This window comes from Acinetobacter sp. BIGb0196, from assembly GCF_011759595.1.
GTDB lineage: Bacteria > Pseudomonadota > Gammaproteobacteria > Pseudomonadales > Moraxellaceae > Acinetobacter > Acinetobacter guillouiae.
In genome coordinates this window covers 585356-601839 of record NZ_JAAOZA010000001.1, presented here as the reverse complement: position 1 = coordinate 601839, position 16484 = coordinate 585356, and the positions used below count along the sequence as shown (strand labels likewise).

The following is a 16484-nucleotide window of genomic DNA, read 5'->3' as shown; positions in this document are numbered from 1 at the left end:
GCAATTATGGATAAATCGCCACGTTTACTTGAACCTGCCCCAGATTGGACACCTGAAGAACGTCCAACATTACCAGGCTCGCCTGCGGCTATTGCACATCCAACACATAAGAAGCTGATTTATTTTTTTATTGGCCTGTTTGTTGCGATCTCAGGCAGTTTAAGTAATGGTTTTATTACCGCAAATTTACCACTTATTCAGGGTGAATACTCGCTAACGCCTTCAGAGGCTGCATGGATTCCCGCAGCTTATGTGATGGCAAATATTAGTTCCAACATGATTCTATTTAAAGCTCGGCAACAATATGGGTTACGGCTTTTTTCTGAAATTGGTTTAGTGCTTTTTATTTGTGTGTTGGTGCTGCATATCTTTGTGCACACCTTTGAAATGGCATTGTTTGTCCGTGTGATCAGCGGTTTGGTTGCCGCCCCCCTGAGTTCTTTAGGCATGTACTACATCATGCAGGCCTTTAAACGAGAAAACTTTGGGCGAGGAATTTATCTCGCGCTGGGCTTTCAACAATTGGGTATTCCACTGGCATGGATCATTTCCCCATCTCTGGTCGATGTAAATGACTGGATTGTGCTCTATACCTTTGAGTTGGGTTTAGCGATATGTTGTTTGGCTATGGTGGTTTCTTTAAAACTGCCGCGTAGCTTAAGAATCGAAGTCTTTGAAAAACAGGATTTCTTTACTTTTGCCTTACTCGCACCTGGCTTTGCCCTGCTATGTATCGTCCTGACCCAAGGCCCAATCCTTTGGTGGTTTGAAGTCAAATGGTTAGGGTATGCCTTAATTGCAGGATTCTGTCTTATTATTATCGGACTGACTTATGAACATTACCGTGTCAATCCGCTTATCATTACCCGTTGGCTAGGTTCAGCCACCACACTTAAATTTGTGTTTGGTGCGTTGGCGATTCGCTTGCTCATGTCTGAGCAAAGTTACGCGGCTGTTAACTTTTTAAAAACTATGGGCATGGGACCTGATCAGTTCGTTACCTTGTATAGCGTGATTTTTCTTGGCATTGTGCTCGGCACTGTTTTTAGCGCCATGACCTTTAAAAGAGAGCGCATCTCATGGCACTTGGTCGGTGCTGTGGTCTTGGTTCTTATCGCCTGCGCTTTAGACTATCACCTCACCAGTGATGTACGACCAGAAAACTTTTACCGCAGCCAATTTATCGTTGGCTTTGCCAGTGGTATGTTTATCGGACCATTGTTGCTGACAGGGATTATTAACGCCTTACAAAAAGGCCCATCACACATGGTCACTTTTGTGGTGTTGTTCTCTGCAACACAAAGCTTTGGTGGTTTAATTGGAAATTCATTCTTTTCAACCTATCAACAATTACGCACCCAAAATTATCGGGCTGAAATTGTCAGTGACTTGTCACCCACTGATCCATTGGTGGTGCAACGACTTGCAGCCTATCAGCAAGCAGCCAATAAATATACTTTAGATGCATCACTCGAACAGAACCAAGCTTATCGCAATTTAAACCAGATTGTGACACGAGAAGCGCAAGTGCGTGCCTATAATGATGTGATTGCATTAAATGGAATTTTCGCCATTTTACTGTTGATTTGGAGTAGTTTTAATATTGCTTGGACACGCTATCAACTCAAAAAACAGCAACAGGTCCTCAATAGCAGTTAGACAGATCTCAGGCTATTCCGAAATCAGATGATCCATGATGTCACGCTATGTATTAAAAAATATTTGAGAATTCTTATGTCGCAAGATCAAAAACCAACAGAGCAAGCAGCAGTTACACCACCACAAGCACCTGCAACAGCAGCAGCGCCACCACCATCCAGTAAGCTTATCCCAACTGCAAAAAGAACATTGCTGTTGATGCTCTTGGTCTTGTTGGTGGGGATTGCTGTGATTATGCGCGCATGGAAAATTGGCCCTTTTGATAGCAGCATAGAATCCACCGACAATAGTTATATCAAAGGCAGAACCACAGTTTTATCTTCTCAAATCAATGGTTATGTCAAAGATGTATTGGTGACTGATTTTGACCATGTCAAAAAGGGGCAGCCGTTAATGCATATTGATACCACAACCTATGATCAGAAAGTGACTCAAGCTGAAGCAGGTGTTGATCAGGCCAATACCACTTTAGTCAATCAAACCCAAGCGATTGAACAACGCAAAGCAGATATTGTGGCTGCACAAGCCAAAGTTGAACAAGCCAAAGCAAGTTATGAACTTTCAACAGCACAACTCAATCGTTATCAACAATTGGGAAATACTGGCGCAACCTCTAAAACAGAACAAGACAAAGCGGCTGCGGATGTAAAAAATAATTTAGCCTTACTCAAACAAGCGGAAGCCAATGTATTGGTTGCTCAAGAAGCGTTAAAAACAGCTCAAGTGGCTCAATCGGGCTTAAAAGCACAAGTCACCAATGCCAAGGCACAATTTGATCAAGCGGTAACGACAAAAGACTACAGCGTGATTGCAGCACCGATGGATGGACAGTTGGGCGAAGTTACTCCTCGTGTGGGACAATATGTTGCAGCTGGTACCCAGTTAATGTATCTAATTCCGCAACAAACCTGGGTGATTGCCAATTTCAAAGAAACACAAATTGCTGATATGCACATCGGGCAAAAAGCAACATTTACGGTAGATGCTATGAAACATCAAAAATTTACTGGCCGTATTGAACAGATTTCACCTGCTGCAGGTGCTGAGTTTAGTGTGCTTAAGCCTGACAACACCACAGGTAATTTTACCAAGGTCGTACAGCGTATTTCTGTGCGGATTGCTATTGATCCCAATCAAAAAGGTTTAGAATTTTTACGACCGGGGATGTCTGTGGTGACTTCTGTCGATACCAACACTCAATGATCCGCCTAAGTGAAAAGCTTGAGTTAAAAAGGCTTGAGTTAAAGCCTAGAAATTTATCCCCAATAATAGACATGAAACTCAATCAAACCTGTCTTGCTTTACAGGTTTGATTAGAATATCTTGAACAGGCTTAATTCAAAGCAAAGCTACTCATATACCCCCATTCAGTTAAAAAATCAGCATGTTTGATCGTATTGCCCAAACTATTCCCTACCAAAGTTTAGATTTTGCTGGATCTGTTCAACTTACAGTTAAACGGCTTGATCTAATCCATCCACAAATTTCTGGCAATAAATTTTTTAAACTCAAATATAATTTGATTGAAGCACGTCAGCTTGGCCTAAAACACATTCTGACTTTCGGTGGTGCGTATTCCAATCATATCGCTGCCACAGCCTATGCAGCACAGTTATTTGGATTTAAAAGCATCGGGATTATTCGGGGCGAGGAGTTAGCGCATAAACCGCTCAACCCTACTCTAACGACAGCACAGCAGTTGGGCATGCAGCTAGTTTTTGTTTCACGTGAAAAATATAGACAAAAAAATAATCATGACTGGATCGATGAATTAACACAACATTATCCAAACACTTATATTATTCCTGAAGGTGGAACCAATGAGCTTGCTATACAAGGTTGTCAGGAAATTTTAACGACAGAAGATTTAAATCATTATGATGTGATTTGCTGTGCGGTAGGAACAGGTGGCACAATCACTGGGCTGATTAACGCCAGTTCACCACAGCAGGAAATTTTAGGATTTTCAGCACTTAAAGGTGATTTTTTACAACAAGATGTCAGTCAACTCACCCATAAAAGCAATTGGAAAATACTGGATGATTATTGTTTTGGGGGCTATGCCAAAACCACTGCTGAATTACTTAGCTTTATAAACAACTTTGAGCAACAATATCACATTCCGCTTGAACAGATTTATACTGGAAAAATGTTTTATGGAATTTTTGACTTAATTTCAAAAGGTTACTTTGAAGAAAATGCAAAAATTTTGATCCTGCACAGTGGTGGCTTGCAAGGACGTAGCTAAATCTCATCTGTTTATAATTGTCCTGAAAATTACTTTAAATTTGTCTATAATCCCCTGCTCAAAGTTTCCATGAGTGTGATATGTCTTCTAACCAATATGATGTGATTGTCCTCGGCGCGGGTGCTTCAGGTTTAATGCTTGCGGCAAAAGCAGCTGCTCGAGGTCGTAAAGTCTTAGTGGTTGAGAAAGCCAATAAAATTGGTAAAAAAATCCTCATGTCAGGTGGTGGTAAATGTAACTTCACCAATCTTTATGTTGAGCCTGAAAATTTTATTTCACATAACCCACATTTTGTCATCTCTGCCCTGACTCGTTATACCAATTGGGACTTTATTGGGATGGTCTGTGAATATGGCATTGACTATGAAGAACGCAAACATGGACAACTGTTTACCTTAAATGGCGCAAAAGAAATCTTAAGCATGCTGCTCAACGAATGTGAAAAAACACATCATGTTGAGATTAAAACCAGTTGTGAAGTCAAAGCGATCAACACGGTTGACGAACAGACTTTTCAAGTCGCCACCAATTTAGGCTATTTTCAGGCTGAATCTGTTGTTGTTGCATCAGGTGGCTTATCTATTCCAACATTGGGTGGCTCTGGCATCGGCTATGAAATTGCCAAACAATTTGGTCACCACATCTATCCTACACGCGCAGGTTTAGTTCCCTTCACTTTTTCAGATCAATTTAAAGAAGTTACCACTCGTTTAAGCGGCAATGCAGTTGAAGCAACACTATCTAACGAACTGATTGCATTTACTGAAGCATTGTTGTTTACACATCGTGGTTTAAGTGGTCCAAGCTCATTACAACTTTCAAATTATTGGAATGCAGGACAAGCATTCCATATTAACTTTTTACCAAGTCTTGAGCTGTTTGATTTTTTAAAGCGCAAAAAGCAAAGCCAACCCAAGGTGTTAATCAGAACCTTACTGACTGAACTTTTACCGAAAAGTGTGGTGATTGAACTACAAAATCTCATTTGGTCCGAGTGGGCTGAAACGGCGATTGGGCAATTAAGTGATGAAAAACTTGAAACGATTGCCAATAAACTACAGCAATTTGAAGTCAAACCCTCTGGTACTGAAGGCTATCGGACTGCAGAAGTCACTTTAGGCGGTGTTGACACCACTGAAGTTTCATCAAAAACCATGGAAAGTAAAAAACAAAAAGGTTTATTTTTTATAGGTGAGATCTTAGATGTAACTGGTCATTTAGGCGGGTTTAATTTCCAGTGGGCATGGGCTTCAGCACATGCAGCTTCAGAATATGTCTAATTTAAATTGATCAATAAAGATCTTTTATAAATCAAAAAATGATCATGTGGAGTGAATCATTTGGGTATTGAAAGCGCCTTCTCTCGCTGGGAGAAGGCTAGGATGAGGACACTTTTATGTTGTTTTATGGTTTTAAAACGAACTTATGAAAGAAGTCTAATAGAAAGCTTATTCCAGATAATCTGTTTTAAATAAGATAAGTTGATTCTGAATTTGCTGCTTCTGGGTCACACGTTGAATCGCCAAATCCATCGACTTTAGATCATGGTTTTTTGCAAATAACGACTGATGAATTTTGTGTAAAAAATAGATGATCTTCATTTCAATTCCTTTGAAAATGATATTTATCAGATGAGTGTGTTTTATATTGCCTACATATTCACCCATTCAATCTAGACAATAAATCATCTGATGTCTATCTGTTTTCTATAAAAAAACCGATAAAATTCATGCTTTGCGAACACAATCACTCTTGAGATTTGTTTTGAGATTCATGTTGTTGCTTAACAATTTCTGATGGCTGCTTTTTCGGTTTTGCAAACACAAATTTATAAGCGCTTGCTAAAAAACCCACAGTGATTCCTGCAATCACAATGGGTGCAATGAAATTATTTGGCTTTTTCTTAGACATCTCTATTCCCTCTCACTTTTGACCTAAAAATAAAAAGATCGATCAAGCATCAATCCTGATCGATCTTTAAAAGAATTTAAATGTTAATTCGGGTCATCTTTGTCCTGTTTCAATGAATCAGTAAGTGACTTGTACTCATTTTCAATCGCAGGGGTATCCGCGGTTACTTGCGTAGCATCTGTGCCACTTGGCTGTGATGAATAAGTATTTTCTTGCTTTAATGGATTCGGTTGATTTGCCTCTTTCTTGGCTTTATCGATTAAATCCGTTAAAACGCGTTCTGCAGGTTGACGTCCACCTAGACCAAAGGCCAATGCAAAAGCAACTGCCACAGAACCCAAGGTTAAGCCAAAAGCAAGATTAACGATCGAATCGGCAATTCCCATGGCTTTTAAACCCATTGCAATCACCAGCCCCATGATCAAAACACGAACCAAGTTGCCTAACCATCTTGAGCTATTGTACTCACCACGCTGTACCACATTCGCCACGATATTGGCCAACCAGAAACCGATCACCAAAATCACTGCGCCTAACAAAATGTTGGCACCAAAGTAAATAAACATTGAAATCAAATGACTAACTTGCTCAAAGCCCAGTCGATTTGCCGCTTCGGAAACAGCAAATAACATGGTAAAGAAAACAATCAGATAACCAATGATACAAGAAACTTTCGTGTCACCTAAAAAGCGTTGCAAATCTAATTTTGCAGGAATTTCATCAACACCTGTTCCAGCAACAACTTCTGAAACCAAACGCCCCACAAAACGAGACACCACATAGGCCACAATTAAAATTAATCCGGCTGCAATAATATGTGGAATTGCATACATGATTTCACCCAGCATTGCGGTTGCTGGTTGTGAAATAGCCTGTATACCAAGTGCTTCAAAAGCCACAATTAACGCAGTAATCATGACAACGGCAAAAACAAAAGAGCCTAAAAACTTCGCTAAACCTTGGTTTGAGTTTTTAAATAGCCCTACTTTTTCTATTTGGGTTTGTAAATTTAGACTGTTGATTAAACCCTCAACAATCCCGCGCAGGATTTTTGCCAAGATATAACCGACAAAAACGATGACACCCGCAATGAAAATATTTGGTATATAAGAGACTGCCTCATTCAGCATGTTCTGCACTGGAAGCAATAAGCCTTGCAAACCTAAAATTGATAATACAATTGGTAGGAACAGCAATAAAATTAGCCAGTACACAATATCAGCGATATTCTGACTGATCGGACTGACCCCAACATCGGCACTTAATTTTTCATCAAGTTGAGTCCGATCCAAGGCTTTTTTTAAGCCGACTTTAACCAGATTTGCCACAATCCAGCCGATGAACCCGATGGCCACGGCAGCCAGTAATTGTGGAATAAACAATAAGAATTGCTGAATCATTAAACTAAATGGGCTGCTTACGCTGGTAAGATTCAGCACATTTAATGCACCAATCACCGCGATCACCATCACCACCCAAAAAACAATTCGAGAAAGAATACTTTCAATATTTGAACGATGACCTGTTGCTGAAGACAATTTTGTATTTGTACCTAGTTTTTCTAGGATTTTTTTAATTCCTGCTGCAACAATCAGTGCAATAATCCATCCCACAATAAGGATGGCAACAGCGGCGAGAATCGGGTGGAATTGATCCCAATAATACATGGCATCAAATCTCCCCCTTGTTTGTAAAATTTCATTCATTTTTATTTCCTCAAGTTATAGATTTATAACAATCTGAGCGTGCTCAAATGACTTTAAGCAACATTCTTTATTTGAATTGGATACTTGATGAATTACTCTTCTACTTTATCTATTGCTTATATAACGAGCAAATTTAACTGCATAAATACAACAAAAGCATGCAAAAATGAAAAACTCCAGCTTTGCAGCTAGAGTTTGTCTGATCAATATAATCTTTATAGATGATATATGGGATTAAACCCAATCGGCGATCATGTAAACAAGCAAGGAAACAAGAAATAACCCCACAAGAATAAGCATATAAATGGGTAAGCGATTCTTATGCGTTATATCTTCAGTACTTGTTACATAAGATGGTTTATTGAAATCGTGTTTCATGACGTCCACCTCCATCGAATTGATGTATTTTTATACTAACAGGCTATTTGTGATCAGTGTGTAAAAATATTTTAAGCAAAAGTAAATTTTAATTCGAGCAGTTCTTGATAGATAAATGAGCTATAATATGTACCCCATTTTTTGGCTATTGTAGATATGGCTTATCAACGACAAAGTGTCGGGTTGGACTTGGACACTGATGTCACGCATCAATGCTTCACACATACCTCAAGAGATGATCATCTCATTGGAATTATTGAATTTAACAAGCCAAGTTATATTCTAAAATGGGGCGATTTAGAGTATTTCCGTCGCCGTACAGATGAATTGTCGGTCATGCCGTTCCCAGAATGTGTCAATGCAATGATTATTGATATTCGCAATGTCGTACCATTTCTGGATAATGAAGTTCCAATCGTGCCATGGCGTTTACTTGAAGAAGACTGCCCGATACGACTTGTTGTTCCTCAAGATCGTTTAGAACATTATGCAGGGATCTTTGAACCAACGTGGTTAACCACAGACATTGAAATTGCGATTCAAGAATTACGCGAATTTATGGATATGTTCGTACACTAACAGCATATCCATAGCTTAAAAATAAGATTTATTTTTTGCTTATTTGTATTGATACAGATTTCATCAATGACTTTGATTTCTCAAAGTAAAGTCAACAATTTAAACAGATCATTGACCAAACATTTTAACTGCCATACGCTGCGCTTGCTTTCCATAAAACCAATAGGTAATTAAATATAAAGGGATTGCCAACATCAACAACATGATCAATGCAGTGAGCAAAAATTGAGTATTTTGCAGATACATCACAAAAGTTTTCCACACTTCTGGATCATTTTGAGAAAAAAACCAAACGCCCGCAAATACCCCAAGTAAATTATAGCCCCAAAATATTGCAGTATAACCAAGGGTCAGTTTTTTACGCTCTTGGTCTGTAGGTGCACGGCGTTGTTGTTTGAGAAAACGATATAACACGATAATCATCGCAATCAAATAAGGTATTGCGGTTAACACGCCAGCAATTTCATTGGGCAGTAATGCTGCTAACACACCTGCAACCATGGTCAAGACTAAACAAAGCAGCAAAAACCACAAAAAATATTTGTTTAAAGACACCATGACGACAGCCTAGATTGCATAAAGAACAATATTATAATTTTTTTTCAACTTTTTTTCATTTTCTTGTCAACCAATTTGAAACTGTTGTCGTTATATAAGTATAAGGTCTGCAGCAACCAAATTGATTGCACGGCATCCGCAAAGAAATTTGGAGACCTTCTCTCAGAGAAACTAAAAACTTATGCTTCTTAAGATTCAACTTAGCAGCCTGAATCTTTATAACGAAGTATTTTGGCCGACGATTTACTCATCACTCGAATCGTCGGCTTTTGTTTTTCTGGCGTTTGTGTTTTTATCGTTTCTGCTTTGACCGCGTGTATGTGTATCGCGTACTTGTTCAGTATCGATATAAGCTTAAATTTGTTTCATCTTGAACTGTTGAGCCACTTTTAAAATTGCCATAAATCCAGCCACAGTAAAAGCCAACATCAAAATTCCCATATTTAATAAATGATTCCATATGAGAAAATTCAATACCACACCACCCAATAGACCACACGCAAATTGCATACTGCCCATAATTGCACTTGCAGTTCCTGCTCTTGAGCCTTGTTCAGACATCGCCAATGCCATCGCATTCGGTCCAGTAAAACCAATCCCTGAAACAGAGAAAAATAAGCCCAACATCACAATCGCCAATGGTGCATCAGACATGAAACCTGCGCTGACAATAATCAATGCGCCTGTGACCTGAATCAAACCACCAATTTTTAACCGCAGGATCACCGAGAGTTTGTTGGCTAAACGCTTATTGATAGAAGACAGTAAAATGATACCAAAAGCATTAAAACCAAAGGCAATAGCAAACTGTTGCTGAGTTAAATGATAACCATCCATCAACACTGCTGCCGCGGAACTGATATAACAAAATAGTGCTGCACCAGTAAAGCAACCTGCCAACATTGGAAAGCGAAAGCTTCGATCTTTAAAAATAGCAGCATATAAAATAAAAACTTGTTTAAAGTTGAGACGCAGCCTACGTTCTGGTGCGAGTGTTTCCTTAAATAAAAAATGTACACAAAATAAGCAAAACAGACCAATCACAAACAAGGCAATAAAGACACCTTGCCAACTAAAGAATTGTAGAATGGCGGCACCCAAGGTTGGAGCAAGAATTGGGGCAATCCCCATCACAATCATCATACTGGAAAAAGCTTGTGCTGAACCTTGCACATCTAAACGGTCTCGAATTGCAGCCCGTGCCATCACCACACCCACACAGCCCCCCAAAGCTTGTAAAACGCGTGCGGCAATCAATGACCAATGATCAGGTGCTAAAACACACAACAAACTGGCAAAAGCAAACAAGGTCATACCAAAATAAAGCGGTTTCTTACGCCCAATACGGTCACTGATTGGACCATAAATCAATTGACCAACAGCAAGACCAAAAAAATACGCCGGCAAGGTATTGGCGACTTGCTGGGTCGTCACATTAAAATCTTGCGCCATTTGTGGTAATGCTGGCAAATACATATCAATGGATAATGGACCCAAAGAAGTAAATAAAGCCAAAAGCATAATCCAGCCCGTTGAATACTGCTGACCAACGTTTTTTTCAGACATAGATGGTTTATAATTTGATAAGGAATGTTGCAGACAAGTTTACACTGTCCATTGTATGATTTGTCACAAAGATAAGTGAAAAGTCATATAAGCCAAATCGCATTTCCCAAGTAAATAACACCCTATTGATTTAACAAGGATTTCCTTTGAACACTTGGCTGTTAAAACTCAGAAAAGCAACCTACAACACAAGTTTCATGTATAACTTGAGAATGATCATTGCCTTTACAGGGACTGCATTTGTACCTTATCTGTTGGGACAGCAGTTAATGACCATTCCTCTCACCTTAGGGGTGGTTGCAGCAGGTCTCAGTGATATAGACGATCGCTTCTCTGTACGTATCATGAATTTGATCTATACCTATATCGGATTCTTTATCACCGCTGCCTCAGTGAGCCTGCTCTTTCCTTACCCTATTCTGTTTGCCTTAGGTTTGATTGTTTCTTGTATCGGTTGGATTTTATTGGGTTCTTTGGGACGTCGCTATGCCACCATTTCTTATGGCTGTCTGGTGGTTTCTGTGTATTCCATGCTTGGGGTGCATTTATTTGATCAATGGTATATCCAGCCAAGTCTATTGGTGGTTGGTGCAATTTGGTATGGGGTTATTTCAACCATCAGTTTTTTACTGTTCCCAGTACGGCAAGTTCAAGACAAGCTGTCTCAATGTTTTTCCTCATTAGGTAATTTTCTATTTTCCAAATCCAATTTGTTTGATGTCGATATGACACCAACCAGCTATCAAGACAGTATGATTAGTTTGTCTATGGAAAATGGGCAGCTCATCAGCATTTTTAATGATATGCGTACCGCCTTGTTGACGCGTTTAAAGGGTGACCGAGGACAACGTGATACACGTCGTAGTTTACAATATTACTTTGTTGCACAAGATATTCATGAACGGGCCGATTCAGCACATATTGATTATCAAAAGCTGGCCAAAATGTTTGAACATAGCGATGTGTTATTTCGTTTTCAACGCATTTTAGCGCTGCAAGGCAAAGCCTGTAAGGATCTAAGCGATAGTATCTTACACCGTACCACTTACCAGCATAATGTCCGTTTTGAGCATGCTTTTAAAAACCTCAGATACTCGCTGGATAAACTCAAAAAAGAAGAAAATTATGACTTAATTTGGATCAATTCATTGTTTGCACTTTATCAAAACTTAAAGTCGATTGATGCCCAATTACAAAATCTCGAAACTGAACGACATATAAAATACGATCAAAGTAAAAATTTCGAAAACCAACTTAAAGATGATGACCTCAAAGGTTGGGATGATATTGTCATTCGAATCAAACAAAATTTAACTCCCGAGTCTGTACTTTTTAGACATGCAATTCGTGTTTCGATTGTTTTGTTTATTGGCTATGTTTTTGTGCAACTCACCAATATTGAATATGGTTACTGGATTCTATTAACCGCACTGTTTGTCAGCCAACCGAACTTTAATGCGACCAAACGACGTTTAAGATTACGGATTATTGGAACCTTAGGCGGCATTATTTTAGGCTATGCAATTTTGTATTTTGTGCCCTCTATTGAAGGACAACTCTTATTACTCGTACTCAGTGGTGTATTGTTTTTTGATTTACGCAGTAAACAATATGCCCAAGCCACTGCCTTTATTACCATCATGGCGCTGATCAATTTTAACTTGGATGGGCTTGGCTATGAGGCAGCGCTACCTCGTATGATTGATACAGTGATTGGCTGTGCCCTCGCCTGGTTCGGTGTCAGCTTTATTTTCCCTGACTGGAAATTCCGTCGTTTACCCCGCACGATTCAACGCTCATTGGAAGCTCAATGCAATTATTTGGCAAATGTAGTCGCTCAATATCATCAGGGACGCAATAATAGTTTAGAGTATCGAATTGTTCGCCGTGCTGCACATAATCGGGATGCAGATGTTGCCTCACTGATTTCAACCCTTGCCACTGAACCAGATTTTGACCCAAGTCAAAAAAGCTTAGCTTTTGAGTTCTTATGTCTAAATCATACCTTTCTTAGCTATATTGCAGCACTCGGCGCACATCGTGAGCAAGTGAAAGACCAACAGGTACTTAATTTATTGGATCAAGCTTTAGATGATATCTCTGGGGCTTTATTACGGGATGAAATGCCTGATTTAACCGCGCACAATATGTTGAAAGCCATTCGTACCCGTTTAAGCCAATCCGAGTCAGAAGACTCTAAATCACTCATTATTCTTCAACAATTGTCATTAATGTTCAGTATTTTAAAGCAATTAAGTAGCTTGAAACAGAATTTAAGCCATGAACGAGATGATCAATCTACTGAATTGGCTTCTTTATAAATCTGCATCAAAATTGCATCGTTATTTGGTACAATAGGTGCACTAAATCTTGAGATTTAGTGCTAAACTCTGACTAGATTTACATACATTACTGACACTATGACTGCCAAGAATATTTACGCTTATACCTTACAACCTGTTCCGTACGAAGTTTCGGAAGCCGAACAACGCGGCGCTCAACTTGCAATTTGGCGTAGTACCAATAAAATTGGGATTAAAGCTTGGGCAATCATGGGTGTAGCAGTGGTACTCTCATTACTTGGCATCGCTTTAATTAAAAACTATTCAACCATTATTTTTTGGGTGGTTCTTGCTGCAGTTGCCATCTATCTTTTGGTTCGCAAGTTCGGTCTTGAATGGTATGTAAAACGCAAGATGAATGAATTTCCAGTTCAGGAAATCAAAGGTGTAAAATTAGGGGTGCAGCCAAGTGGTATTGTGATGCGTCAACAAATGGGTGTACAAGAGGGTGTTGGAACCGTGGCTTGGAAAGACATTTATGAATGGTACAACACCCCTGAATTCTTACTGGTAAACTTTAAAGTAAAAGGCCAACAAGGCGCATATATTCTACCTAAACGTATGGATAGCAAGAATTTCCCCTTTGAAACACTGCGTAAACATTTAAAAGAAGTTGTTGGTGAACCCAAGACACTTTAATTTAAAATTTTAAAAGGCCTCCATTTTTGGAGGTTTTTTTGTACTTCGCTATTTTAATAAAAATGATAATGAGAATAAATATTATCTGCAAAATTCATTATCTCTCCGATTTATTCAGCTATAATTTGCTATCAAAAATATTCTGCCCTTTGCATTGCCATGTTTAAAAAGACTTTTTTTCAAATTCACTGGTTTCTAGGGATTACAGCTGGTTTAATTCTCTCAATTATGGGAGTGACTGGTGCAATCTATTCTTATGAACAACCTATTCAAAGATGGTTAAACCCAGACAGCTACACGGTAAAAGTTGAAAATCAGGCAAAACTCACGCCTGCTGAAATTTATCAACATTTCCAAACCCAAAACCCTGAAATGAAGATCAACAGTATTACTGTCGCAAAAGCCGCTGAAGAAGCTTCAAACATTAATATTGTCAAAGAAGGCGCTCGTAGAGGTTATACCATGATGGTAAACCCTTACACGGCCGAAGTTCTTCCAGAAGTGAAAGGCAAAGATTTTTTTCAATTTATACAGCAACTGCATCGTAACTTAACTGTCGGTGAAGTCGGTAAACAAATTACTGGCGCCAGTACCTTGATGTTAATTTTCTTTGTACTCAGTGGCCTCTATTTACGCTGGCCGAAAAAGCATTCTTTTAAACAATGGTTTGCCATTAAGCCTAAACTCAAAGGTCGTAATTTTCTTTGGGATCTACATGCTGTAGTCGGAACGTGGGTGGTGATCTTTTATTTACTTTTAGCATGTACTGGGCTGTATTGGTCGTATGACTGGTGGCGTAATGGTATGTTTAAAGTAATGGGGGTTGAACGACCTCAGCCTGAAATGCAAGCGGCACGCGGTGGAGAAGGTCAAGGACGTCAAGGGGCTTCTGGCAATCCTCAACAACAACCACAACAACGTGGCGAAAAGCAAAATCAAACGACAGGTCATCAACAACCAGACCGTGAAAATAAGCATGAGAATAAAGAAGGTTTAAAACCAGAACAAATTCAACATGTACTTACTCGAACATGGAATGGGTTTAATGCTCAAATTAATCGTGACTATTCGACACTGACTGTTTCGATCCCTAAAAAGCCAGATGGTAAAGTTGAACTCACTTTTGTTGATGCTATTCCACAACATGAGCGTGCACGAAATAAAGCAACCTATAACTATCAAACTGCACAAATTGAAAAATTAGACTTATACGAAAGCAAACCACTCAATGAAAAAATCATGGGAAGTATGCTCCCTGTACACCGTGGTAGTTTCTTTGGCCCAGTTTTTCAATTCATCGCAATGCTTGCGGCATTGGCAATGCCATTATTTTTTGTTACTGGATGGATGCTGTATTTAAAACGTCGTAAGCAAAAGCGACTTACGCTTGCTGCAAAACAAGCGGGTTCAGCAATTCAAATTGATCCAAATGCAACACCTTGGTTAATTACTTATGCCTCTCAAACAGGAATGTCTGAGCAATTGGCATGGCGCACCTCAACCAGTCTACAAGAAGCCCATCAGCCAACAACGGTAAAAGCTGTACAACAACTCTCTGAAGATGACCTCAAGCAAGCCAAACAGATTCTCTTGATTGCAAGTACCTATGGTACAGGTGAAGCACCTGACTTAGCCTCGCACTTTGAGAAAAAGCTTATGGCTACATCATTTGATCTTTCGCATTTAAAATATGCGGTTCTAGCATTGGGTTCACAAGACTATCCTGAGACCTATTGTAGCTTTGGGCATCGCATAGATGCATGGTTAAAACATTCTGGTGCGCAACAATTGTTTGCTACGCTTGAAGTCAACAATGGCAATAATGCAGATATCCAACATTGGAATGATGCTTTAGCAAAAGCCACAAAACTCGATCTACAAACAATGTCTATTGATAAAGTTTTTGATCAATGGCGTCTAACAAAACGAGAATTACTCAATCCAAACAGCTTAGGCGCACCCGCATTTAATCTTGAATTACAAGCCAGTTATGATACAGCTTGGCAAGCAGGTGATATTGCTGAAATTCAAACGGGAAATAGCCCAGAACGTATTCAATTGTTCTTGGATAAATATCAAGTTCATGCAGAAACAAAAGTGGATTCACTCGAACAAAGTATTCAAGAAGCGCTTTGGAATCGCGATTTAACTGTTGCTGTTGAACCTTTTGCCAATATGGAACATTTACTTGAGCAACTCCCTACACTACCGACTCGTGAGTATTCGATTGCCAGTATTCCAAGTCAGCAAGTGTTGCGTTTGGTGGTTCGTCAGCAACAAAATCCTCAAGGTGAGCTTGGTCTCGGTTCTGGTTGGCTGACAGAACATGTGCAATTGCGTGATAAAATTGCGTTAAGAATTCGTAATAATGAATCTTTCCATTTAATTACCGATAACCGCCCGATTATCTGTATCGGAAATGGTACCGGGATTGCGGGATTAATGAGTTTGATTCATGCCCGTGTTCGTATGGACTATACTGAAAACTGGTTGATTTTTGGTGAACGCCAACAAGCAAACGATTATTTCTTTAAAGATACAATTCAAGCTTGGCAAAATACAGCGATGCTAAAACGTATTGATTTAGCCTTCTCTCGTGATCAAGCTGAAAAAATTTATGTACATCATAAACTGCGTGATCAAGCGGAAGAACTGAAAAAATGGGTGGCCAATGATGCGGTGATCTATGTCTGTGGCAGTATCAATGGTATGGCAACTGATGTTGATCTTGCTTTAATTGATATCCTTGGAGAAGACACAGTTGAACAATTACGTTTAGATGGTCGTTATCGTCGTGACGTTTATTAGGCTCTATTGAATAAATTTACCCGCCAAAACCGAGCTCGATTGCTCGGTTTTTTTTGATTCATATATAATAAATACACAGATTTCGTTTAG

Annotated in this window: 13 protein-coding genes; 8 read left to right on the top strand and 5 right to left on the bottom strand. The window is 39.3% G+C overall.

Going from position 1 to position 16484, the window contains the following annotated elements:
* Positions 1 to 6: 6 nt before the first annotated feature.
* From FHR28_RS02870 to FHR28_RS02855, 4 genes are all read left to right on the top strand, one after another.
* Positions 7 to 1659: an MFS transporter gene (locus tag FHR28_RS02870; RefSeq protein ID WP_004723756.1), complete on the top strand. Its 1653-nt coding sequence runs from the start codon at positions 7 to 9 to the stop codon at positions 1657 to 1659.
* 75 nt (positions 1660 to 1734) lie between these two features.
* The gene (locus FHR28_RS02865; RefSeq protein ID WP_166781883.1) at positions 1735 to 2862 is read left to right on the top strand and encodes an HlyD family secretion protein; all 1128 of its coding nucleotides are present in this window, start codon (positions 1735 to 1737) and stop codon (positions 2860 to 2862) included.
* Between the two features lie 181 nt (positions 2863 to 3043).
* On the top strand, positions 3044 to 3907 hold the full coding sequence (locus tag FHR28_RS02860) for a 1-aminocyclopropane-1-carboxylate deaminase/D-cysteine desulfhydrase (RefSeq protein ID WP_166781882.1): 864 nt from the start codon (positions 3044 to 3046) through the stop codon (positions 3905 to 3907).
* An 80-nt stretch (positions 3908 to 3987) separates the two neighbouring features.
* Positions 3988 to 5187 (top strand): NAD(P)/FAD-dependent oxidoreductase, encoded by a 1200-nt coding sequence (locus FHR28_RS02855; RefSeq protein ID WP_004723762.1) that lies wholly within the window; start codon positions 3988 to 3990, stop codon positions 5185 to 5187.
* A gap of 168 nt (positions 5188 to 5355) precedes the next feature.
* Here FHR28_RS02855 and FHR28_RS02850 read toward each other — a convergent pair whose 3' ends face one another.
* The 3 genes from FHR28_RS02850 to FHR28_RS02840 form a co-directional block, all read right to left on the bottom strand.
* Positions 5356 to 5508 (bottom strand): hypothetical protein, encoded by a 153-nt coding sequence (locus FHR28_RS02850; protein ID WP_004723764.1) that lies wholly within the window; start codon positions 5506 to 5508, stop codon positions 5356 to 5358.
* A gap of 145 nt (positions 5509 to 5653) precedes the next feature.
* On the bottom strand, positions 5654 to 5818 hold the full coding sequence (locus tag FHR28_RS02845) for a hypothetical protein (RefSeq protein ID WP_004723765.1): 165 nt from the start codon (positions 5816 to 5818) through the stop codon (positions 5654 to 5656).
* A gap of 83 nt (positions 5819 to 5901) precedes the next feature.
* Positions 5902 to 7524 carry a mechanosensitive ion channel gene (locus FHR28_RS02840; RefSeq protein WP_004723768.1) on the bottom strand — a complete coding sequence of 541 codons (1623 nt, stop codon included), beginning with the start codon at positions 7522 to 7524 and terminating at the stop codon, positions 5902 to 5904.
* A 534-nt stretch (positions 7525 to 8058) separates the two neighbouring features.
* On the opposite strand from FHR28_RS02840, the gene FHR28_RS02835 reads away from it, so the two are divergent.
* Positions 8059 to 8481: a hypothetical protein gene (locus FHR28_RS02835; RefSeq protein WP_004723771.1), complete on the top strand. Its 423-nt coding sequence runs from the start codon at positions 8059 to 8061 to the stop codon at positions 8479 to 8481.
* Between the two features lie 108 nt (positions 8482 to 8589).
* Here the strand turns inward: FHR28_RS02835 and FHR28_RS02830 are convergent, their stop codons facing one another.
* The gene (locus FHR28_RS02830) at positions 8590 to 9039 is read right to left on the bottom strand and encodes an ABZJ_00895 family protein (RefSeq protein ID WP_004723773.1); all 450 of its coding nucleotides are present in this window, start codon (positions 9037 to 9039) and stop codon (positions 8590 to 8592) included.
* 354 nt (positions 9040 to 9393) lie between these two features.
* On the bottom strand, positions 9394 to 10605 hold the full coding sequence (locus tag FHR28_RS02825) for a multidrug effflux MFS transporter (RefSeq protein ID WP_004723774.1): 1212 nt from the start codon (positions 10603 to 10605) through the stop codon (positions 9394 to 9396).
* Positions 10606 to 10751: 146 nt separating this feature from the next.
* Here FHR28_RS02825 and yccS point away from each other — a divergent pair, with 146 nt between their 5' ends.
* The 3 genes from yccS to FHR28_RS02810 all read left to right on the top strand — a co-directional run bounded on the left by yccS (position 10752) and on the right by FHR28_RS02810 (position 16394).
* Entirely contained in the window at positions 10752 to 12926 is a 2175-nt protein-coding gene (yccS, locus tag FHR28_RS02820) for a YccS family putative transporter (RefSeq protein WP_081401077.1), read from the top strand.
* A 99-nt stretch (positions 12927 to 13025) separates the two neighbouring features.
* Positions 13026 to 13586, top strand: coding sequence for a YcxB family protein (locus FHR28_RS02815; RefSeq protein ID WP_004723779.1), 561 nt, complete (start codon positions 13026 to 13028; stop codon positions 13584 to 13586).
* Between the two features lie 159 nt (positions 13587 to 13745).
* A complete protein-coding gene (locus tag FHR28_RS02810) occupies positions 13746 to 16394 on the top strand; it encodes a PepSY domain-containing protein (RefSeq protein ID WP_166781881.1) in 2649 nt (882 codons plus the stop codon).
* Positions 16395 to 16484 lie beyond the last annotated feature (90 nt).